Origin of the sequence: Pedobacter aquatilis, from assembly GCF_032678425.1 — a bacterium.
Lineage (GTDB): Bacteria > Bacteroidota > Bacteroidia > Sphingobacteriales > Sphingobacteriaceae > Pedobacter > Pedobacter aquatilis_B.
In genome coordinates this window covers 1,324,360-1,347,072 of sequence record NZ_JAVTSG010000001.1, presented here as the reverse complement: position 1 = coordinate 1,347,072, position 22,713 = coordinate 1,324,360, and the positions used below count along the sequence as shown (strand labels likewise).

20 protein-coding genes are annotated in these 22,713 nt (G+C 36.1%); 8 read left to right on the top strand and 12 right to left on the bottom strand.

Annotated elements, in window-relative coordinates; translation table 11 throughout:
• Window positions 1-31 precede the first annotated feature (31 nt).
• The gene (locus tag R2Q16_RS05725; protein WP_316735684.1) at window positions 32-283 is read right to left on the bottom strand and encodes a hypothetical protein; all 252 of its coding nucleotides are present in this window, start codon (window positions 281-283) and stop codon (window positions 32-34) included.
• Window positions 284-706: 423 nt separating this feature from the next.
• Here R2Q16_RS05725 and R2Q16_RS05720 point away from each other — a divergent pair, with 423 nt between their 5' ends.
• The gene (locus R2Q16_RS05720) at window positions 707-2,089 is read left to right on the top strand and encodes an MBL fold metallo-hydrolase (RefSeq protein ID WP_316735683.1); all 1,383 of its coding nucleotides are present in this window, start codon (window positions 707-709) and stop codon (window positions 2,087-2,089) included.
• Between the two features lie 171 nt (window positions 2,090-2,260).
• Here R2Q16_RS05720 and R2Q16_RS05715 read toward each other — a convergent pair whose 3' ends face one another.
• Complete coding sequence (locus R2Q16_RS05715; protein ID WP_316735682.1) at window positions 2,261-3,508, bottom strand: glutamate-5-semialdehyde dehydrogenase; 1,248 nt, start codon at window positions 3,506-3,508, stop codon at window positions 2,261-2,263.
• 124 nt (window positions 3,509-3,632) lie between these two features.
• The gene (gene proB / locus R2Q16_RS05710) at window positions 3,633-4,712 is read right to left on the bottom strand and encodes a glutamate 5-kinase (protein WP_316735681.1); all 1,080 of its coding nucleotides are present in this window, start codon (window positions 4,710-4,712) and stop codon (window positions 3,633-3,635) included.
• 187 nt (window positions 4,713-4,899) lie between these two features.
• Between proB and R2Q16_RS05705 the strand changes: the two genes are divergently transcribed.
• The 3 genes from R2Q16_RS05705 (at window position 4,900) to def (ending at window position 9,121) form a co-directional block, all read left to right on the top strand.
• Entirely contained in the window at window positions 4,900-7,050 is a 2,151-nt protein-coding gene (locus tag R2Q16_RS05705; protein ID WP_316735680.1) for a S9 family peptidase, read from the top strand.
• Between the two features lie 132 nt (window positions 7,051-7,182).
• Window positions 7,183-8,415 (top strand): pitrilysin family protein, encoded by a 1,233-nt coding sequence (locus R2Q16_RS05700; RefSeq protein ID WP_316735679.1) that lies wholly within the window; start codon window positions 7,183-7,185, stop codon window positions 8,413-8,415.
• A 145-nt stretch (window positions 8,416-8,560) separates the two neighbouring features.
• Window positions 8,561-9,121, top strand: coding sequence for a peptide deformylase (gene def / locus R2Q16_RS05695; protein ID WP_316735678.1), 561 nt, complete (start codon window positions 8,561-8,563; stop codon window positions 9,119-9,121).
• Window positions 9,122-9,241: 120 nt separating this feature from the next.
• Here the strand turns inward: def and R2Q16_RS05690 are convergent, their stop codons facing one another.
• The 3 genes from R2Q16_RS05690 to R2Q16_RS05680 are packed head-to-tail and all read right to left on the bottom strand — an operon-like array spanning window position 9,242 to window position 11,286.
• Window positions 9,242-9,883 (bottom strand): hypothetical protein, encoded by a 642-nt coding sequence (locus R2Q16_RS05690; RefSeq protein ID WP_316735676.1) that lies wholly within the window; start codon window positions 9,881-9,883, stop codon window positions 9,242-9,244.
• Between the two features lie 46 nt (window positions 9,884-9,929).
• Window positions 9,930-10,175: a NifU family protein gene (locus R2Q16_RS05685; protein WP_115401937.1), complete on the bottom strand. Its 246-nt coding sequence runs from the start codon at window positions 10,173-10,175 to the stop codon at window positions 9,930-9,932.
• A gap of 34 nt (window positions 10,176-10,209) precedes the next feature.
• The gene (locus R2Q16_RS05680) at window positions 10,210-11,286 is read right to left on the bottom strand and encodes an Mrp/NBP35 family ATP-binding protein (RefSeq protein ID WP_316735670.1); all 1,077 of its coding nucleotides are present in this window, start codon (window positions 11,284-11,286) and stop codon (window positions 10,210-10,212) included.
• Window positions 11,287-11,417: 131 nt separating this feature from the next.
• On the opposite strand from R2Q16_RS05680, the gene R2Q16_RS05675 reads away from it, so the two are divergent.
• Genes R2Q16_RS05675 through R2Q16_RS05665 form a run of 3 tightly spaced genes read left to right on the top strand, consistent with a single transcriptional unit; the run spans window position 11,418 to window position 14,859 of the window.
• Complete coding sequence (locus R2Q16_RS05675) at window positions 11,418-13,562, top strand: transglycosylase domain-containing protein (protein WP_316735668.1); 2,145 nt, start codon at window positions 11,418-11,420, stop codon at window positions 13,560-13,562.
• A gap of 41 nt (window positions 13,563-13,603) precedes the next feature.
• A complete protein-coding gene (hpt, locus tag R2Q16_RS05670) occupies window positions 13,604-14,146 on the top strand; it encodes a hypoxanthine phosphoribosyltransferase (protein ID WP_316735667.1) in 543 nt (180 codons plus the stop codon).
• A 53-nt stretch (window positions 14,147-14,199) separates the two neighbouring features.
• Window positions 14,200-14,859, top strand: a complete 660-nt coding sequence (locus R2Q16_RS05665) for a phosphatidylserine decarboxylase family protein (RefSeq protein ID WP_316735666.1) — start codon at window positions 14,200-14,202, stop codon at window positions 14,857-14,859.
• A gap of 81 nt (window positions 14,860-14,940) precedes the next feature.
• Here R2Q16_RS05665 and R2Q16_RS05660 read toward each other — a convergent pair whose 3' ends face one another.
• From R2Q16_RS05660 to R2Q16_RS05640, 5 genes are all read right to left on the bottom strand, one after another.
• Complete coding sequence (locus tag R2Q16_RS05660) at window positions 14,941-16,110, bottom strand: mechanosensitive ion channel family protein (protein WP_316735665.1); 1,170 nt, start codon at window positions 16,108-16,110, stop codon at window positions 14,941-14,943.
• Window positions 16,111-16,180: 70 nt separating this feature from the next.
• Window positions 16,181-16,528 carry a 50S ribosomal protein L19 gene (rplS, locus tag R2Q16_RS05655; protein ID WP_370633640.1) on the bottom strand — a complete coding sequence of 116 codons (348 nt, stop codon included), beginning with the start codon at window positions 16,526-16,528 and terminating at the stop codon, window positions 16,181-16,183.
• A 137-nt stretch (window positions 16,529-16,665) separates the two neighbouring features.
• On the bottom strand, window positions 16,666-17,340 hold the full coding sequence (gene trmD, locus R2Q16_RS05650) for a tRNA (guanosine(37)-N1)-methyltransferase TrmD (RefSeq protein ID WP_316735663.1): 675 nt from the start codon (window positions 17,338-17,340) through the stop codon (window positions 16,666-16,668).
• Window positions 17,341-17,431: 91 nt separating this feature from the next.
• Window positions 17,432-17,959 carry a ribosome maturation factor RimM gene (gene rimM / locus R2Q16_RS05645; RefSeq protein ID WP_316735662.1) on the bottom strand — a complete coding sequence of 176 codons (528 nt, stop codon included), beginning with the start codon at window positions 17,957-17,959 and terminating at the stop codon, window positions 17,432-17,434.
• Window positions 17,960-18,193: 234 nt separating this feature from the next.
• The gene (locus R2Q16_RS05640; protein ID WP_290240817.1) at window positions 18,194-18,754 is read right to left on the bottom strand and encodes a 30S ribosomal protein S16; all 561 of its coding nucleotides are present in this window, start codon (window positions 18,752-18,754) and stop codon (window positions 18,194-18,196) included.
• A gap of 146 nt (window positions 18,755-18,900) precedes the next feature.
• On the opposite strand from R2Q16_RS05640, the gene R2Q16_RS05635 reads away from it, so the two are divergent.
• On the top strand, window positions 18,901-19,422 hold the full coding sequence (locus R2Q16_RS05635; protein WP_316735659.1) for a 5' nucleotidase, NT5C type: 522 nt from the start codon (window positions 18,901-18,903) through the stop codon (window positions 19,420-19,422).
• Window positions 19,423-19,513: 91 nt separating this feature from the next.
• Here the strand turns inward: R2Q16_RS05635 and R2Q16_RS05630 are convergent, their stop codons facing one another.
• Complete coding sequence (locus tag R2Q16_RS05630) at window positions 19,514-22,543, bottom strand: VIT domain-containing protein (protein ID WP_316735657.1); 3,030 nt, start codon at window positions 22,541-22,543, stop codon at window positions 19,514-19,516.
• Window positions 22,544-22,713: the final 170 nt, after the last annotated feature.

Genomic DNA, 22,713 nt, shown 5'->3' with positions numbered 1-22,713 from the left:
AGAAAGTCACGGCCAAAAACCGTGACTTTTATTATAATTCCTCTTCTTCATCGTCCTCTTCAGGCACATAAGCTTCAATTGCCTGCCCAATCGCATTTACTTCCTCGTCTTCCTCAAAAATCGGAAGTTCGGTTTTGTAATCCATTTTCAACCAGATTGAAGAAGTATCTTTCAAAATTTGAATATATTCCCTTCCATCTTTAAAAATGGTGTATGTATCATTTCCCTCCGGAAAAACCGAATAATTTACGGGTCCTATTTCTATGTCAAATGGTTCTTGCATGGTCGTATTTTTTCGGTAAAGATAAGGCTTTGGCAGATAGCACAATTAAAATTGCAGATTATTTGGAAAGCAATATTAGCATTTCATAGCGGTTGTCAATCCCGCTTTACACTACAATCTTTTTTTTACCTCTGTCAGTCAGGGCTGTTGCACAAAAAAAGTATTTCCGTTGCAATCGGGTTTAGGTGGCTAAAATAGTACAGCTATCTGCGCCACCTAAACCCGACCAAAGTGAAAAGCCCGCAAGCCGAGGTACGGACTTGTAACGGGGGCGGGGCCAAGCCAAACAAAAAAGTTAAAGGCATTGCTTTCCAAAAAAAATCAAAAGCAACAAATATCGATAACTAAAAAATTACCGCTGTTTGTTTAAAAACTCCGCCAATTATACTACTTTACACCAACAATTTACCGAAAGATTAGAAGATGAAGTTAACGTTTTGGGGTGCTGCGCAACAGGTAACAGGTAGTATGCACCTGCTCGAAGTTGGGCATTATAAAATACTGATAGATTGCGGATTGGATTACGAAAAGGATACTTATCAGGAAGAAAACCAACAATTTCCTTTCGACCCGGCAAGCATTAACCTCGTAATTTTAACACATGCGCATATTGACCATTCGGGTAATTTACCAACACTTGTACGCCTCGGTTTTGATGGACAAGTGCTTTGTACACCGCCAACTGCCGATTTAACTTCGATATTATTGTTTGATTCTGTTGAGCTTTTTTTACGCAAACAAAGCCGTAAACCGCGAACAAAAAGAGGCAATTTTAGTGGTCCGAAGCCTTTGTATTTACATAAACACGTAATGGATACCATCGACCGTTTTGTTACCATTGCATTTAACAAGCCATTTAAAATTAATGGTGATATTAGTTTAACCTTTGTTCCAGTTGGGCATTTATTAGGCGCCGCAGCTGCCGTTTTAACCATTAACGATAACGGCGAGCAAAAGAAAATTGCTTTTTCTGGTGATATTGGTAGAGAAAGCTACCCTGTTTTAGTAAAGCCAGAACCCATACCCGAAGTTGATTATTTAGTTTGCGAAGCCACTTATGGTGGCAGATACCATACAAAAGACCAAACCCTTGAAGAACGTTTGGTAAAGGAAATTGAAGAAGCTTGTATTAAAACACCTGGACGTTTAATTATTCCGGCTTTTAGTATTGGCCGAACACAATCTTTGGTTTTTGCACTAAATCAAATATTTACAAAAAAGCTATTGCCACCCGTTCAAATTTTTGTAGATAGCCCGATGGCGATACAAGCAACTGATGTTTACCGCAAACATCATAATTTGGTTAATCAAGAGGCGAAAGATTTCTACCAAACTATGGGTGATGAGTTTGAATTTGAGCATTTGGCTTATGTACAAACCATGAAAGAGAGTAAGGATGTTTCTAATTACTTCGACCCATGTATTATCATTTCTTCGGCAGGAATGTTGGAAGGTGGGCGAATTCAGGACCATTTATATTATAACATTCAGAATTATTATTGCACCATCCTTTTTATTGGTTATTGCGCAAAAGGAACACTTGGATACAAACTTTTAAGTGGTGCGCCAATTGTTAGAATTAAAGACCGCGAATTGATGGTTTATGCAACGATTCGTCAAACAGATTTGTTAAGCGGCCACGGCGACCATGATGATTTAGTTAAAACGGTTAAACAAACGGGGCAACCGAAAAAGGTATTTCTTGTTCATGGAGAAGATAAAAGTCTGAATAGTTTAGCTTCTGCATTGCAAGATGATGGCTTTAATGTTGTCGTTCCCGAACGGGGAGAGGTTTTTGAGGTTTAACATTTGCTGTCATTCTGAGGCACGAAGAATCTCTAAAATAGTTGTACGAATTAGATAGAAAAAGTTTACTGAAATTTAAGGCCGTAATCATTCTGATCGCAGTTTCTTCATTGCACTCAGCATGACTAAAGCCTATTTTACGATTCCATTTTCCATGGTCCATCTTACATTTTACCTTCTCACTTGTCCATCGCCTCTAACTACCCATTTATAACTTGTTAATTCGTCTAAACCCATTGGTCCGCGGGCGTGAAGTTTTTGCGTGCTGATGCCAATTTCGGCGCCTAAACCAAATTGCGCTCCATCTGTAAACCCAGTAGAAGCATTCGCATAAACCGCAGCAGCATCAACTTCGTTTAAGAAGCGGGTAATACTGTTTGCATCTTCCGAAATAATGGCCTCGCTGTGTTTAGAGCTGTAATTGGCAATATGATTTAGGGCTGAATCTAAATCATCAACAAGTTTTACCGCCAGTTTTAACGATAAAAATTCTGTGCCGAAATGTTCTGGATTAGCTTTGTTTAATAACGTTGTAGGATAGGATGATTTAAGTGCTTCATAACTTTTTTCATCAGCGAAAAGTTCTACTTCAGCCAAAGCCAATGGTGCTAAAAGTTCTGGCAAATCGTTTAATCTCTCTTGATGAATAAGCAAACAATCTAAAGAATTGCAAACGCTCACTCTGCGGGTTTTGGCATTTAAAATAATAGCTTTCCCTTTTTCTAAATCTCCACTTTCATCAAAATAAGTATGAACAATTCCAGCTCCGGTTTCAATTACCGGAATTTTACTGTTTTCGCGAACATAATTTATTAGCGATTGGCTACCTCGCGGAATTAACACATCTACAAAACCTGTAGCATTTAATAACGCTTCTGTTGCGGCTCTTTCGGCTGGTAATAAGATCAAAACGTTTGGATTGATTTCGTGCTTTATCAATACCTCGTGGATAACTTGTGTAATGGCGATGTTAGAAAATTCTGCATCACTTCCGCCTTTTAATACGGCAACATTTCCGGTTTTAAAACATAGTGAGAAAACATCAGCGGTAACGTTCGGGCGTGCTTCATAAATTACACCAACAACGCCCAAAGGCACCCGAACTTTTTTCAGATTTAAACCGTTATCCAAAGTCTTTTCTGATAAAACCTCAGCTAGAGGGCTTGTTAATCCGACCACGTTTTCAATGTCGGCGGCAATTGCTTTTATTCTTTCTGCTGTGAGTTTTAACCGATCGTATTTTGGGTCTTCTACAGGCATCTTTGCAAGGTCTTTTTCATTTTCTTGCAAAATGGTTTCTGCATTTGTAACTAAAGCCAATGCCAAATCAGCCAGTATTTCGTTTACTTTTTCTTTGGATAAACTGATTAAATCTCTGGCTGCTTTTTTAGCGTTTTCAAAGTATGTTGAGTAGTTCATTTTAGTATCAAGTTGTGAGTATCAGGTAACAAGTATCAAGTAGTAAGTATCAAGTATCAAGACTTGAACTAATTTGTTGTGGAGCTTGTAATCCTCTTGCTTTATTCTTTCAGCTTTGATAAGCTTAAATCGCTGAGTAAAAATAATCGTAATGCACCAATGGTTTTTGTTTTTTCTGGCCGATTCTTTCTCTTGCTTTATCGCTTCCGTACTCTGCAATCCCTAAACCAATGAGTTGGTTATTTTCATCAATTATTTTAATAATATCACCTTTTAAAAAATCGGTTTGTATTTCGATAATCCCCACGGGCAATAAACTTGTTGCTTTGCCTGATGTTAAAACCGTTTTTGCACCATCATTTAGTTTTACAACTCCTGTGGCCGAGGTTTCGGAATGCGCAATCCATTTCTTTTTACCCGACTTGATTTTCTCAGGTAGGAATCTTGTATGTACCAAATTTTGATTAAGCAGTGCGGTTAACACATTATCCGTCGTTCCGTTAGCAATGTGCACAGCAATACCGAGTTTAGCCACTTTTTGTGCCATAGTCGACTTTGTAATCATACCACCACGACCGAATTGCGATTTACCTGTTTGTATAAACGAAGCCAAATTTGAAACCGAACCAGAAATTTCTTCAATCACTTCTGAGCCTTCAATTTTTGGGTCGCCATTATAAATACCATTAACATTCGATAAAATAATTAATGCATCGGCATTTAACATAGATGCGATTAAACCTGCCAATTCATCGTTATCGGTGAACATCAGCTCTGTTACTGAAACTACATCATTTTCATTTACAACGGGAATAACCTCATTCTGTAGCAAAATTTGCATACAGTTTTTCATGTTGAGGTAGTGTGCTCTATCTCGAAAATCTTCCTTTGTAACTAAAACCTGGGCACATTTTATTTTATGCGGTTCGAAGAAATTAGCGTATGTATTAATCAATTTCACCTGACCAATAGCTGCAAGTAATTGTCGTGTGGTTACTGCATCTTGTTTTTCAGAAATCTTAATTAAACTTCTGCCTGATGCTACAGCCCCCGAAGAGACCAAAATCACTTCGATATCTTGCTTTTTAATCTCAGCTAATTGATTTACCAAGTGATTAATTCGGTTTTCATCAGGTAATCCGTTAGCTTGTGTAATTACATTCGACCCAACTTTAACAACTATTTTCTTGTACCCTAGCTTCATTATATTCTGTAACAATTTTATAGCGGCAATTTAACATCAATTTTTATAATTAATATGATTAACAACGTTGTTAATAGATTTTTACGAATATGGTAAATTTGGCGAGACTGAAGTTTGCCATAATGTGCCATGCCATTCATTTCCAAAGAAATAATCTTAAATTGCCAATACCTAAATCAAACCGACCATGAAACGTATTTTACCATCACTGATTTTGCTTGGAGCAATTTCAGCTTGTAACAATCCTCAAAAGAAAGAAATGGAACCCATAAAATGGCCAGATGCTCAGCCTCCAATTGCTGAAATAAAACCTCATAAACGAATTATTCATGGCGATACTGTTGTGGATAATTATTACTGGATGATTGATTATTTTAAGAAAGGCCCTGACAGCACAAAAGTTGTAGATTACTTAAAAGCCGAGAATAATTACCTCGATACGATGATGAAGGGAACGGATAAATTTCAGGCAGATTTATTTACTGAAATGAAAGGTAGAATAAAAGAAAAAGATGAGTCTGTTCCGGTTTTTAAAAACGGTTACTTTTATTATACCCGCACAGAAGATGGCAAACAATACTATAAATATTGCCGCAAAAAAGGCAGCTTAAATGCAAAAGAAGAAGTATTGCTTGATGTTGATGATTTGGCAAAAGGACACTCGTATTACAGCGCAACTGGCTTTAGCATTAGTCCTGATAATAAGTTATTGGCTTTTGGTGTTGATAAAGTTTCTCGCAGACAATACACCATCAATATTAAAAATTTAGAAACCGGAGAGATTTTAAAAGATGCAATTTCCAACACTCAAGGTGCTGTTGCTTGGGCAAACGATAACAAAACATTCTTTTATACTTCAAAAAACCCAGTTACCTTATTAAGCGAAAAAATAAAAAAACATACGCTTGGTGCTGATGCAAAAACGGATGCTGTTGTTTATGATGAGAAAGACAACACCAATTATATTGGCGTTGGTAAATCTAAAAACGGCAAGTATATTTTTATCTCATCTGCCGGAACATTAACCAACGAGATGAGAATGATTGATGCAGATAAGCCTGAATCGGCTTTTAAAGTATTCTCGTCTCGTTCTAAAGATGTTTTGTATGATGTTTTGCCTGTTGATAACAAATTTTATATCGTTACCAATTGGGATGCTAAAAATTTCAGGTTGATGGAATGTCCACTAGATAAAACTGAAAAGGCAAACTGGAAAGAAGTAATTGCGAACCGAAGTGATGTTTTACTTGAGTATGGAGAGGAATTTAAGGATTATCTGGTACTATCTGAACGTAAAAATGGTTTAACCGAACTTCGCGTTTTAAAAAATGATGGAAGTGATTATTACATAAAATTTGAAGAGCCTGTATATTCGGCCGGTGCTGGTTCAAATCCAGAATACAATAGCAAAACCCTCCGTTATTCTTACACTTCTTTAACTACACCAAGCTCAACCTTTGATTACGATTTAGAGAAAAAGGATAAGAAATTAATGAAGCAGCAAGAAGTTATTGGTGGTTACAAACCTGAAGATTACGCAACCGAACGTGTTTTCGCTACAGCAAAAGATGGAACTAAAATTCCTATTGCATTGGTGTACAAAAAAGGTTTTGAGAAAAACGGGAATGCACCACTACTGCTTTATGCTTATGGTTCTTATGGTTCGAGTACCGATGCAACTTTTTCGTCGCCAAGGTTGAGTTTGTTAGACCGAGGGTTTGTTTTTGCCATTGCAAATATTCGCGGCGGACAAGAAATGGGACGCCAATGGTATGAAGATGGTAAATTGATGAAAAAGAAAAATACGTTTACCGATTTTATTGCTGCAGGCGAATATTTAGTTGAACAGAAATATACTTCGAAAGGGCATTTATATGCCCAAGGCGGAAGTGCCGGCGGTTTATTGATGGGTGCGGTCGTAAACTTAGCACCAGATTTATGGAATGGTGTAATTGCTGATGTTCCTTTTGTTGATGTAATTAATACCATGTTGGATGAAAGCATTCCACTAACCACAAATGAATTTGATGAATGGGGAAATCCAAAGAAAAAAGAGGCTTATGATTATATGAAAAGCTATTCTCCTTACGAAAATGTAGAGAAAAAAGCTTACCCAAATATGTTGGTTACAACAGGTTTGCACGATAGTCAGGTACAGTATTTCGAGCCTGCAAAATGGGTTGCAAAACTACGTGCAACCAAAACCGATAAAAACGTGCTTCTGCTTAAAACCAATATGGAATTTGGACACGGTGGTGCATCTGGTCGCTTCGATTATTTAAAAGATGTATCGCTTAGATGGGCATTTTTATTTGCTTTAGAAGGCATCAACAAATAAAATTGACCTAATTGTTAAAGCCGTTTAGAGAATTTTCTTTAAACGGCTTTTTTCGTAAATTGAAACTGACTTTACAATTGCTATATGCAAAGCAACAGCATTATAGTCAATTAGCCGTATCTTTGCCCACCAATGGAATACAATGTTCATACCTTACCGAATGGCATCCGCATTATGCATGTACCTTCGGCTTCTACCATATCACATGCTTGCATTATCATAAACACGGGTTCAAGGGATGAGCCGGAAGGTAAAGCCGGATTGGCACATTTTATCGAACACTTAATTTTTAAGCGAACTGAAAAACGCAGCACCAACCAAATTTTAAATCGCCTAGAAAGCGTTGGTGCAGATTTAAACGCTTACACAACCAAAGAATATACTTGCGTTCATGCTTCATTTTTAAATCCATATTTAGATAGAACTTTAGAGCTTTTTAACGATATCATTTTTCATTCAACTTTTCCGGAGGAGGAAATGGATAAGGAAAAAAGCGTAATTCTTGATGAAATTGCTTCATACTTAGATCAACCTGAAGAAGCCATTAATGACGACTTTGAGGATATGCTTTTTGCCGGAAATGCATTAGGTAATAATATTTTAGGCACAACAGATTCGGTTAATAATTTTACGCGTGAAGATGTAATTAATTTCAGAAAGGCAAATTACCGTACAAATGAAATTGTGATTGCAGTTTTAGGCAACTACAGTTTGAAAAGTGTTGTAACTAAAGGCGCTAAACACTTTGCCGATGTTAAGGAAAATACACCGACACAAAACAGAATACAACCCGAAAATTTAAAACCCACAACAACGAACATTTACAAGCCAATCATGCAATCGCATTGCATTTTAGGCGCACAAACCTACTCTACATACCATAAAAATAAGGCTGGTTTAATGCTGCTCAATAATTATTTTGGTGGCAATGGCATGAGTTCTATTTTGAACTTACAGATAAGAGAAAAATACGGAATTGCTTACACAATCGAATCGAGTTTTTCGCCATTAAGTGATACCGGAATATTTTCGATTTATTTCGGAACAGACAAGGAAAAACATCAAAAGGCATTATCTCTAATTTTTAAAGAAATGAAAAAGTTAAAAGATAATCCGCTGAACGAAATACAGTTGCAAAAGGCAAAAAACAAATTTATCGGACAAATTGCTTTGGGAGAGGAAAACAGAATTGGGTTAATCATTTCGATGGCAAAAAGCTTAATCGACCATAATAAAATTGATTCATTAGAGCAGGTTTTCGAAAAAATTAACAATGTTAAAACGAATGAACTGGCTCAAATTGTTGATGAAGTTTTAGCACCAGAACAATTGAATATTTTTACTTTCAGTCCAATACTGGAATAATTGTTACTTTTGTAAAGTTAAATTATACGGCCTTGTCATCCTGAGCTTGTCGAAGGGCCAAAACTTTACAAGTCTTCGACAAGCTCAGACTGACAAATCGTTGAAAATAGTCCTCAGATAATAAATCTGAAAAACATTACACATAATGAAATTACCAATAGTAGCATACGGCGATCCGGTTTTAAAAAAGGTAGGGGCCGATATTGATAAAGATTATCCTGAACTGAAACAGTTGATTAGCGATATGTTCGATACCATGTATTACGCAAATGGTGTTGGGCTTGCGGCGCCTCAAATCGGTTTGCCTATCCGTTTATTTATTGTTGATACTGGAGAAGATGAAGATGGCTCTGCTGGCTACAAAAAGGTTTTTATAAATGCTGAAATTGTAGAAGAAACAGGCGAACCTTGGGTTTTCAACGAAGGTTGCTTAAGTATTCCTGATATTCGCGAAAATATATCCCGCAAGCCAAATATTAAAATCAACTACTTAGATGAAAACTTTGTTGAACATACAGATGATGTAGATGGTTTAGCAGCCCGCGTTATTCAGCATGAGTACGATCATATTGAAGGAAAACTGTTTACTGATAAAGTGAGTGTTTTGCGTAAAACGATGTTAAAAAGCAAGTTAGATGCAATTTCTAAAGGAAATATCAAAACAGATTATAAAATGAAATTTCCGAATAAGAGTAAGAGAAGATAAACTTACATGGAAGATGTTAGAGGGAAAATGGAAACGTTTTCCCTTTTTTTTGCTCCGTTATTGCGAGGCACGAAGCAATCTCCTAAAAAAGATTGCTTCGTGCCTCGCAATGACGATTATTTATTCATTCTCGCTACGACTTCTATCACCATCAAAGATAGATTGCATTAATTTGCCCCAGGCAAATGGATTTAACAATGGATTGGTTTGCACCATGTTTTTATTAATCATCCTGTCAAAATTGTATCGGTAATTCTGACTGCCAATTTCTTGTGCATCACGCGGTAAAGCCTGAATCATGCCGTTTATGGATGAACGGGAAAGGTTTCTTTTTGCAATTGCCATATCATCATCAGCAATTTTCATCGATAGAAAGTCCTTGGTAAATTCTTCAGTAGTCGCCCAAGGGAAAACCCTAACCGTTGGCAAATTAATAACCTCGGCCTTTAGCTTTACCATAATCGTGTATTTGCTATCAGGCGTACTTTGTGGAATAATAGTCGAGAATTTTTTATAACCAATCGCTGTGAAAAGAATGGTATCACCAGGATTTACGATAAAAGAGAAATAACCCCGATAATCTGCCGCCACACGTTTGCTGTTGGCAGAAAGATTAGTCATGGTTACATATGGAATTACATTTGTACTATCGATATCTGTAATTATACCAGAAAATTGAATCAATTTATCCTGAGCCGGCTTTTGTTGTGCAAATGCGGTTACGGAAAAAAGAAGACAAATTAGGGCAACACAATATCTCATTAAGACAAATGTAATTTTAAAAAATAAATCTGCTTGTTAAATATTGTTAATCTTGTTCGGCCATATTTACCGCAACAACTGAAGTAATTTCAGGAACAGCCTTCATAATTGCTTGTTCAATGCCCGATTTCATGGTCATGAAACTCATCGGACAAGAACCGCAGTTACCTAAAAGCTTAAGTTTTACTGTTCCATCTGATGTAATTTCTTCAACAGAAACATCACCCCCATCAGCCTTTAAATATGGCCTGATAGTTTCCAATGCCTGTTCTACTTGCTCTGTTAAATTCATTATTTGTTTTTTAAGGTATAAAAATAGTAATTTTTTAGCAATTCGCCATTTGCGCATTATTGATGGATATTTGCTGTGCAATTTTACTTGCAATATCTCCAAAAATTTCTTCAATCAATGGGTTTTGGTTTAAAGCAACTGGCTTTCCGCTATCGCCAGCTTCTGCAATACTTTGTACAATTGGTATCTCACCTAAAAATGGAACATCGAAACGTTCGGCTAAAATTGTTCCGCCGCCTTTACCGAAAATGTAATATTTATTGTCTGGTAATTCTGCAGGTGTAAAATACGACATGTTTTCAACAACGCCCAAAATTGGAATATTTATGCCTGGCATGCGGAACATCGCCAAACCTTTATGTGTATCGGCAAGAGCAACCTGTTGAGGCGTAGTAACTACAACCGCTCCAGAAATTGGAAAACTTTGTGTAATGGTGATGTGAATATCGCCAGTGCCCGGAGGTAAATCAACAATTAAATAATCTAATTCGCCCCAGTTTGTATCATTAAATAATTGCTTTACCGCGTTTGATGCCATTGGACCACGCCAAGGCACAGGCTGCCCAGGGTCTGCAAAAAAACCAAGTGAAAGTAGCTTAATACCATATTTCTCAATCGGAATGATTTTAGTTTTGCCATCAGCCGTTTCTTCGGCACCGGGTTTTGCATCTACTAAATCAAACATTGTAGGTACAGATGGTCCATAAATATCTGCATCAATTAAACCAACCTTTGCACCATCTTTAGCCAATGTAACTGCCAGATTACTAGATACAGTAGATTTACCAACCCCGCCTTTACCAGATGAAACTAAAATGATGTTTTTGATGTTATCTAACGATGATGAATTTACAGGTTGCGTAACTCTTGAGGTTATGTTTATAGAAATTTCTGCCTCTGCATCTACAAAATGTTTAATTGCGTTTGTACAGGCATTTTTCAGCATATCCTTCATTGGGCATGCCGGTGTAGTAAGTTCAAGCGTAAAATTGATTTGTTTATCAACGATGTTTAAATCCTTAATCATGTTTAAGGTTACCAAATCCTTTTTAAGATCTGGATCTTCTACATTTTTAAGCGCATCTAATACTTGTTGTGGGCTAATTTGCATCTGATTAATTTAAATTCAAAATTAACAAAACATCGCCATAAATACTTTTATTTAGGGTTTTTAACTGTAATTTTAACACGAAATAAACATTTAATTGTTACGTTTAAGCAATTAACCATTTTAACGACTGTATGCAGATACCGAAAATTAACATTCCAAAAAAATATTTAAAAATTGGCGCCTGGGTTTTAGGTGTTTTTTTTATTGTTTGTATTGCATTAGGGGCGGTTGCTTATAGTAAAAGAGAAGCCCTACTCAAGAAAATGGTCGCTAAAGCCATAGCGAAGGCAAATAAAGATTATGATCTTGATGTTAAAATTGGTAGCGCTGGTTTTACAGGTTTAAGCACTGTAAAAATGACTGCAATTTCTGTTGTGCCTAAGGATAGAGATACGCTTTCAAACATCAACGAATTAAGTATTGGCGTTAAGTTATTTCCATTAATCTTTGGAAACGTTAAGTTATCGGAGATTAAACTTAATGATGGCTTTGTAAGTGTTGTGCTTAAAGATTCAACAACCAATATTGATTTCATTTTAAAAAGAAAAAAGAAAGACAGTACCGAAGCCAAGGGAAAAGTTAACCTTGCCGATATTGCAAGCAATGTTTTAAACGAGGTTTTGTATAAAATCCCTGATGATATGGATGTTAAAAACATGGTTTTTAAATTCAATGATCACGATACAGCGAAGCTAAGTTTTGCAACTGAAGCAAAAATTGATGGCGGCGATTTAAAATCGACTATTGATGTTAATAATGGAGAATCTACTTGGCATATTGATGGTTATGTTGATCCTGGAAGCAAGGAATTAAGCTTTACATCTTACGCTGATGGCAAAAAACTCGAGCTACCTTACCTAAATAATAAGTTACATGCAAAACTGAGTTTTGATACTTTACAAACTGAGCTCAAAAACGCCAAATATAGTGGCGACGATTATAAAATTTCAGGCTCTTGGTCGGTTAAAAATATGTTGATAAACCAGCCACGAATTGCCTCGAATGATATCATTGTTGAAAGTGCCAAACTGGATGCAGATGTTTTGGTTGGGCCGAATTACATCGCCTTAGACAGTACTTCAACTGCATACTTGAAAAATGCCTCTATTCATCCTTTTGTAAAATATACTTTAGGAAAAGATAAAATTTACGAGTTAAAATTAAATGCTGAGGAACAAGAAGCTCAAGCGATTTTTGATGCTTTTCCACAAGGACTGTTCGAATCTTTAGATGGATTAAGGGTTCAAGGCAAAGTTAAGTACAATTTGAATTTTTACTTAGATACAAAAATTCCGGACAGCGTTCGTTTCAGCTCGACTTTAACACCTGTTGATTTTAAAATTTTACAATGGGGTAAAACCAACCTGCAGAAAATTAACAGCCCTTTTGTTTACACACCATATGAATACGGGAAGCCAATGCGTGACATCACCATCGGCCCATCAAATCCAAATTTTACTCCGCTAAATTCGATTTCAAAAAATTTCATCAATTCTGTATTAACAGCAGAAGACCCGTCGTTTTTTACCCACAACGGATTTGTTGAAGAATCTATCCGAAAATCAATGGCCGTAAATTATAAAGAGAAAAAATTTAAGCGTGGCGGCAGTACAATCAGCATGCAATTGGTTAAAAATGTTTATTTAAGTCGCCAGAAAACTTTAGCCCGTAAAGCGGAAGAAATTCTAATTGTTTGGTTGATTGAACACAATCATCTGGTAAGTAAACAGCGCATGTTAGAGGTTTATTTTAATATTATGGAGCTTGGCCAAAACATTTATGGAATCGGGGAAGCTTCGAGATATTATTTCGGCAAACAACCAGCCGATTTAACCATTGGTGATGGCTTATTTTTAGCCAGTATTGTACCGAAACCAAAAGCTTCAATGTACAAATTTATGGCCGATGGCAGTCTTAAACCTTATATGTACAACTATTTCAGGTTTATGGGAAATATTATGGCCAGACGAGGTTTAACGCCATCCGACACTTCCGGATACGGATTCTATAATGTTCGTTTACGTGAGGGTTTAAGACAATATTTAGCACCTGATACCGCCGTTGTTGATACAACTGTTTTTGATGATGACGACAGTGAAATGCCGCAAATCATAATGCAGGATAAGAATAAAAACCTCTTCGATCGTATTTTTGGCGGCGCAAAAAAAGATACCGCGGTAGTTAAACCCGCTGATACAACGAAAACTAAAAAACAATTAAGGCAGGAGCGAAGGGAACAGCGAAGAAAAGAGAGAGAACTTGAAAACGGACAATAGCCAAATTTAAGGGACTGAAACCTTTAACATTACAATATAAAATGCATAAAATAAAAGTAGAAGATAAGGAGTTTGAAATTTTTTTAGAGAACGACACATTAAATAAACGCACTAGACTTTTGGGCATTCAAATGAATGTAGATTACGAAGGAAAATGCCCATTATTTATTGGTGTACTAAATGGAAGTTTCCTATTTATGGCCGATTTAATAAAAGAAATTGATGTGCCATGCGAAGTTGCTTTTATGCGTGTTGCATCTTACCAGGGAACTGAAAGCTCTGGCAGTGTTAAAGAACTTATCGGTTTGCCAGATAATTTAGAGGGAAGAGATATTGTAATTGTTGAAGATATTGTGGATACCGGCTTAACCCTAACCCACATTTTAAAAACCATAAAAGATAAAAATCCGGCTTCGGTTAAAGTTGCCACCCTATTACTCAAACCAGCCGCACTTAAATATCAAATTGAAGGTTTGGATTATATTGGCTTCGAAATTCCAAATGAATTTGTGGTGGGTTACGGTTTAGATTACAATGGACTTGGACGAAACCTAACAGATATTTACCGGGCAACAGGCGAATAATTTCCAATTACATTAATTTATTTTTCGCACCTTTGCGCTATAATTTTAGTAAAATGACCATACACAAAGAAGGCTACACATCAATCGCATTAACGGTACTATTTGTTTTTATCCTCAACGCCTTTGTTGATTACAAATATTACGATGTAACTTGGTTACGTTGGTTTATATACATACTTTCTGCGGTTTTATTTTTAACAGTATTGCAGTTTTTCCGCAATCCAAGTCGTAGTTTTTCTTCTGGAGAAAACCTGGTAATCTGCCCGGCAGATGGTAAAATTGTCGTAATTGAAGAAACGGAAGAAGGCGAATATTTTAAGGATAAACGTTTACAGGTTTCTATTTTCATGTCGCCAGTTAACGTTCACATTAATCGTAACCCAGTTTCTGGTGTTGTAAAATTTTTTAAATACCATCCAGGCAAATATTTGGCAGCGTGGAATCCTAAATCATCTACACAAAACGAACGCACAACAACTGTTGTAGAACATAAAAACGGTACATCAATTTTATTCCGTCAAATTGCAGGCGCATTAGCCCGCAGAATTGTTTGGTACGTAAAAGAGGGCGACAATGTTAAACAAACAGAACAATTTGGCTTTATCAAATTCGGCTCACGCGTTGATGTTTTTCTTCCGGTAGGAACAAAAGTTAATGTAGAACTTAATCAGGTTGTTAAAGGTGGAATAACAACCCTTGCGACTTTAAGTTAATCAAAAATATTCTTAAAATAAAAAAGGCCGGTTTGATGATTCAAATCGGCCTTTTTTATGAAGTATTATTTCGATGGAAAATTAATCCATTGCATCATTACCAACTTCTTTATCACGGTTAGCTAAAGGAACATCACTGATTAATCTTTGCGTTGGATAAGCAAAATCAGATTTATTTCGCATCACAATATCCATAATTTCCAAATTGATTTCCTGTCTGATTTTAAGAAATTCAGCATAGCTTAAAATCGTAACGAAATAAGAAATCTCGATATTTAAACCAGACTCGCCAAAATTTTTAAATGAAACGTTTATATCTGCAGTTCCTTCTCGCTCTGTAATATAACTTTCAATTTCAGAAACGATATTTTTAACTGAACCTGCGTTGGTTTCGTAAGTTAAGCCAATGGTAAAGCCAACCTTTCTAGAGTTTCTAAGCGATAAATTTTCTAAAACGCCATCAATCATTCCCCTGTTTGGGATAGTTGCCATTGTTTTTTCTGATGTACGGATTCTTGTACTCCTGAAACCCACTTTTTCTACTGTTCCTTCCACGCCATCAACTTTAACTAAGTCGCCAACTACAAAAGGCTTATCAAGAAATATGGTGAATGAACCAATTAGGTTTTCTAAACTCTCTTTAGCAGCGAGAGCAATGGCAATACCACCTATTCCAAGTCCAGTTATCAACGTTAATACATTAACTTCAAATACAAAGCCTAGAAGTGTAAAAAAGCCTATGAAAATAACAATGGTTTTAAACAGTTCTTTAAGAAAAGGTACAAGTTGATCGTCAGATTTATTATCTGTTAGTGAGGCTTTGAAAAGCAGAACATGACTGATGAAATCGATAATTCTCAAAATGATCCAAAATATTGATAAGATTATCATAAAGAGGAAAATCCTATCGATACAATCGCCAATACTTACCGGAATTGATTCTTTAACTTTCCCAACTAATTTGTTGTAATGAAACAGTGCAACTTCTAACGGATGCTTAAGTTGGTTAATAGAAAGATATAATGTTGAAAGCAGGATGAAAGTTTCTATAGGCTTTACCAATAAGGCAACAAAAGCCTCATCATGCGATTGTTGCGAAAATTTTTTAAAAAGCTTAAACAAAAGCTTGCTCAAAAGTTTCGAAACAATTCGCTTAAATATTAATCCAAATAAAAGAATGCCTCCGAAAAGGAAGTATGCCTTTACAGTATTACCCCAGAAAACCTGGTCGAAAAATGCAGAATCCAACATAAAACAAATTTATAAACAAAAAAACCTCCACGAAATTAATCGTGAAGGCTATATCTTATTCTAAAGAATATTATTTTCTTAAAGATTTGATACGAGCAGCTTTACCAGTTAAAGCACGTAAGTAGAATAATTTCGCTCTACGAACTTTACCATAACTATTAACTTCTACCTTTTCAATGTTTGGAGAATTGATAGGGAAAATACGCTCAACACCAATACTGTTGCTGATTTTACGAACTGTGAAAGTTTCGTTTGCACCAGCACTGTTGCGTTGAATTACAACACCTTGGTAAATCTGAATACGTTCTTTATTACCTTCGCGAATTTTATAGTGTACGCTCACTGTATCGCCAGACTTGAACGCAGGAAAATCTTTTTTCGCGATGGCCTGCTCTTCAACAAATTTTACTAAATCCATGATTTTAAGCTATTAAATCGATATTTCAACCCGTGAAAATCGGATTGCAATATTAGGGATTTTTTTTTATAAAAAAAAGTAATTTTTATTTTTTCCACAATCTTTATGAAATCCACAATAGAATGGGCTAAATGCTTCTATTCCAAAAGGTCAGGACGACGTTGTTTGGTACGCTCTAAAGCCTGTTCGTGTCTCCATTCATTAACTTTAGCTTCATGTCCGCTTAACAAAACATCGGGCACTTTATGCCCTCGCCAATCAGCCGGACGCGTGTAAACTGGCGCATCTAAAAGCTCTCCCTGGAAACTATCAGACAAGGCTGAAGTTTCATCATTTAGCACACCAGGGATTAACCTAACAACTGCATCTACAACTATTGCTGCAGGCAATTCTCCGCCACTTAAAACATAATCGCCTACAGAAATTTCTCTGGTTACATAAATATCGCGAATGCGCTGATCTATGCCCTTATAGTGCCCACATAGAATGATGATATTTTTTTTAATAGAAAGCTCATTAGCCGTGCTTTGGTTAAGTGTAACGCCATCCGGACTCATAAAGACGATTTCATCATATGTTCTTTCAGTCTGAAGTTTTTCTATACAAGCAGCGAATGGCTCAATACTCATCACCATTCCGCTACCACCACCGTATTGGTAATCATCAACACTTTTTTGCTTATTTGTAGCGTAATCGCGAAGATTATGCACCACAATTTCTGCAATACCTTTTTTCTGTGCTCGCTGTAAAATAGAATGTGCAAAAGGACTTTCTAGCAATGCCGGAAGAACAGTTATAATATCGAAACGCATGGTGCAAATATATGGAAAATGGAAGATGTAAAAAGGTGGATGTGTTGAGGCGCTTAAGGTCTAAATGATTCAACAAAGAAATATTCTTAATTTATTTTTCTAGATAAACATCGAGTAAGCCCTCTGGCAAATCAAGCGTTAGAATTTTTTCTTCATCATCAATTTCCACAATAAAATCTTCATTCAAAGGAAAAAGAATTTCAGTTTCTTTATACAGAACCGTTGCCACAAATTGTTGTGGATATTCATTTACCTCAACGATTTCGCCCAACTCGCCTAAAGTTTCGTCAACAGCTAAAAAACCTTTCAAATCTGTGTAGAAAAACTCATCGCCATTACGTTCTGGCATTTTATCAAGCGGCAAGTAAAGCTTCTTTTTTAATAATGGCTGTGCTTTATCGATATGATCAACATCATCAAAATTAAAATAGCCTGTTTTATTGGCTTGTAATTTTGCAGATGCTACAAAGTAAGGTACTAATTTACCGTTCATATCTGCAAAAAGGATATCAAAATCGAGCTGTTCGTATTCATCAAACTCAAAAAATATTTGAACCTCTCCTTTTAAACCCCTGGTTTTGGTAACGTAACCTATGTAAAATGCTTCTTCGTGTTTCATAAAGCTTATTGTTTTTCGTTATTGCAAAGCTGATTAAAAACTGTTTTTTATTGTTTCATGTCAGACTTGCTTTTTTCGCAAGCTTAATCAGCTAAAGCAATTTCATTCAAAGAATTATTTGTAAATGAGATTGCTTCGTTCCTCGCAATGACGGGCACATTTTTGGAATTTCGTTTAAATAAAAATAGCGTTCCGAAATTCGAAACGCTATTTCTTGCATCAAAATAAATTAAATTATTCTGCGCCTTCTTCTTTAGTTGCTTCTGCTGCAGGAGCCTCTTCAGTAGCCTCAGCTTCAACAGCTGGAGCTTCTTCTTCAACAACTTCTTCTGCAACTGGTGCATTTTTAGCTGCAATTGCTGCTGCTCTATCTTCTTTTTTCTTAGCTTCTGCTACTAAAGCTGCTTTACGAGCATCTGCTTTAGAAGTTGCTAAACCTTCTGTTTTACCAGAAATTTTACCAGCTTTTGCATCTAACCATTCAGCAAATTTAGCATCTGCTTGTTCTTGAGTTAAAGCGCCTTTTTTAACACCACCTTCTAAGTGTTTTTTGTACAAAACACCTTTGTAAGAAAGGATAGCACGAGCGGTATCAGTTGGTTGTGCACCACTGTTAACCCAAGCTAAAGTTTTTTCGAAATTAATTTCGATGGTTGCAGGATTGGTGTTTGGGTTGTATGAACCTAAACGCTCAATGAATTTACCATCACGTGGAGAGCGAGAATCTGCTACCACTACGTGGAAAAAAGGTTTCCCTTTTTTACCGAATCTTTGCAATCTGATTTTAGTTGCCATTTTTCAATTTTATTTATGTATTCAACATAGTTCCCGGAGCTTCGTGCTGCGGGGACGCAAAGATAAGTAAAATACTGTAAATTAAAAACATAGTTTAATTTCTTTGTTTTGAAGATATTTGCCACACAAATATTAGCTGTTACAACATGGATAGAATTGCCATTGATATGGATGAAGTTATTGCAGATGTCATCCCTAAATTTATACAACTTTATAATCGCGATTTTGGCGTGCCGCTTGATTTAGAGATCGAACCTGGCAACGAAGTTTTCATGCAAATCCCACAAGATGTTAATCAAAAATGGTTTGAATATATTAATGAGCCAGGATTTTTCCGCGACTTAGCCGTAATTCCGGATAGCCAGGAGGTCATTAGGGCTTTGCAAGAAAAATATGATGTTTACATTGTTTCGGCGGCAATGGAATTTAGAAATTCATTAGTAGATAAATACGATTGGCTTGCGGAACACTTTCCGTTTTTAGATTGGCAACACATTATGTTTTGCGGAAATAAAATTGTTGAAGTTGATGTTTTGATTGATGATCGTATTAAAAACTTTGTGAATTTTAAAGGTCGCCCTTTGTTATACACTTCGCCACATAATTTACTTATTACCGAATACGAAAGGGTAAATAGTTGGCAGGATGTTGCTAAGTTGTTGCTTTAATTAACCTTACATATTCGATTACTCGTCATTGCGAGGCACGAAGCAATCTCTAACCGAAAGATTGCTTCGTACCTCGCAATGACGAATAGTACTAAAAATTAAATTCGCCAACTAAATTCCCATTTCTGTTATCGGCAGTCATTGGCAATACAATTACTTTGCGCTGTTGTTTGCCTGATGCATAATGTGTATAAATTTCGGCCGTTACAGTTGTTGGTCCGCTGATATTTATTTGCCTATCGCCGTAATAATTAACTTCAATTTTATATTTTCCTTTTACCGCTTTTTTAATCATAAACTGCTCAGGGCCATATCCATCAGTAAAATCATTGCTAATTCTTCCACCAATCTTTGTACGGTTGTTCCCATAATAACCTTTTTCTCCGGTTGGGTCGGTTAACCATAAATCGATATCGGTATCGTTTTTATTCCAGTTTAGTACAACACGTACATCGACAGGCAGAGGCTGAATTAATCTTTTATCGATATCTTTTAAGCTTAGTTTGTTTCCATGTTTTGAGATTAAGTTATTAATCTCAGCAATTACAATTTCTTCTATTCCCTGGTCTCTATTGGCAATTTGCGAATTGTAACTTTGTGTTAAAACCTTATATAAGTTATTCAAAGCTTTTTGGTACTGACCAGCATCGGCCAAAGCCAAAGCATAATCCCGATAGCTTTGCGCATCCATTGGTCGCCATTGTAAAACCTTTTCAGTGATAAAAATTTCATCAGCATAATTACCGGTTTGTTTTAATTTATAAGCTAATGTTTTATATAAATCGGCGTTTTCTAAGTCTAAATCGGCAATACTGCTTAAAATTGTTAAAGCCCTTACGCTATCATTTTGTTGGTAAAACCAATTGGCTACATCAAAATAAAACATCGGCGTAGTAATATAATCTGGTCTCATTTTTAGGTAAGCCAGATAAGCGCTATCCGGTTTGCCAACTAAATTCTTCATGTAATTTTTATCACTTTTAAACTCAGGGATAATGATGGCTGGCTGAGATTCGGGAACTGCCTTTCGCTTATCACTAATAGATAAACCGGCAACTTTTCCTTGCAATGCGAAACTAGTATTGCTCATAGCTTGAGAACGTACAACAGTCGAACTTGCAGTTTGAAGAATTTTTCGTTGTGTAGCGTAACCGACTACAACTACTTCATTTAATTGGTCTTTTTCATCTGCTGCTACGGCGCTTTCAGCTCGTGGTGGTGCTGGTGGCGTACTTACTGGTCGTGGAGCGGGCGTTGCAATAGGATTGTTTATAACAACCCGCTCTGTTGCAACTGCATCTCTTATTGGCGTTGGATAATCATTTATATTCTTAGTTGGCTCTTTGTAGTAAAAATTTGTATTCCACCATGTTTTTAAATCTTTTGTCATTGCAACCGCAGCGTTTAATAAATCTGTTTTTCGCTCTTTAATATCCGCTCTGCGTTGCTTTAAAACAATATCATATTGCGCTCTTAATTCTGCCGGGGGCGTGATATCATAACGTAAGTAATCATCCAGATTTTCTAAAACAATTAGACTAGTATTTCTGGTTACAATTCCAAACTGCTTACCTAAAACACTGATATCATCTTTATTCGCTTCGTACTGAATATCCATTTCGGCGATTTTCTTTTGCGCCCAAACTCTACTCACATCTATACTATTTAAAGCATGTTCAGTTCCATTTAATCTTACTGTTTGCTCGGAAACTACTGTATTTCCGTAGCCAAACTGGAGCGTAATTTCGGTATTTAATCCATTTAAAATTCCGGCTATGGCGAAGTGACCATTTACATTTGCCCGAATTGACGGATAAGTTTGGCGAACATCTGAACCATTTTTAATGCCTAAAAACTGCAAATTTTGTTGGTTTAATTCTTCAAATGCTTCTTTGGTAGAATTCGAATTCAGATTTATAAATTGCCCACCAGTTTTAAGGCTTATGTATTTTAACGTACTATAATCTGCTTTCGAAGATGTATTTATTGTATGAATAGGTTTATTTATTGCGATTGTATTTTTCCCAAAAGTTGAAAGGCCATCGCTAAACAAAATGTATTCATCAGCCTGAAGCGATTGTTGATTTACCGAACTAAAGTTGGTGCCACCGTCATAAACAATTTTTTCTAATGCCTCTTTTAGTTTGGTCCAACTTCCATTTGAAATAATGAATGTACCCGTATTTTTAAACTGATTATTAAGTGTAGCAAGACTTATTGTTAAGTTCCTTTTCTGAGCAATTATTAAACCAAGCAATTCTATTTCCTTTTTGGTATCGCGTTGTAATCCACTTAATGAATTATCCCAAATTAAGCCAATATGATTTCCCCACTGTTTTGATTTGTTTTGGGTTTTAGGGAAAACATTAACTAGGAAATAATAGCCATTTGAAGCTTTTTGCATTTGTACTTCGGGCAAATCATTACGCTTTGGCAAGTTAATGGTTAAACCATTTTTTGGCTGATAATTGATTTTATTTATCTCGCCAACATAGGTATTTCCATTTGCTTTTAAGTCGAATTTACCATCTGGCTGTTCGCTTAGCTCGGGTTTTAAAACACTTTCGAAAACGGTGGTTTTTAAACTAAAATTTTCGATTGCTTGATTATAATCTAATGGCAAATGGTAGCGTAATGCATTACCGTTGTTAAACTTTAATTCTTCTTCGTAACCGATAATTATGGTTCTATTTCCATTTGCAGGTAATGGATAAATTCTTGTTCTAAAATTATTACCTTCTACTTTTTCAAGCAAACCTGGGTCTACCCGACGGCGTTCGATACTTTCGAAAACCTCTGTAGCTTTAGCTTTTTCTACCGGAACGGCTTCACGCATTTTACCATTTATATCAAGCGCATATCTGCTAACCGTAACCCCTTCTGGCATTGGAAATGTTAACTCGCCCTCTAAAATTCGGTTTGTGCCGTTATGGAAAGTCATAGTCATAACTGTCGTAGCAATATTGCCAGTTATTTGAACATCGATATTTAGTTTTTTTAAACTTACAGCTTCTTTTTGTTCGTTACTAACTCCTTGAACTTTTAGTACTGGCATTTGTGCAATGGCAAAATATGGGGCTAAAATGCAAATTAGGATGAGTAGGATTTTAGATGTTTTCATAATATCAGGTTTTACCTATTGATGCAGAATGTTAAGAGATTGCATAAATTTATTTTTTGGCGATTTGATTTTGCCGAAAATAGTAGTAGAAACCTGCGGAAATTAAACCCGATTGAAGTGAAAATACTTTTGATGTAGGTCTTCGACAAGCTCAGACTGACATTAACAAA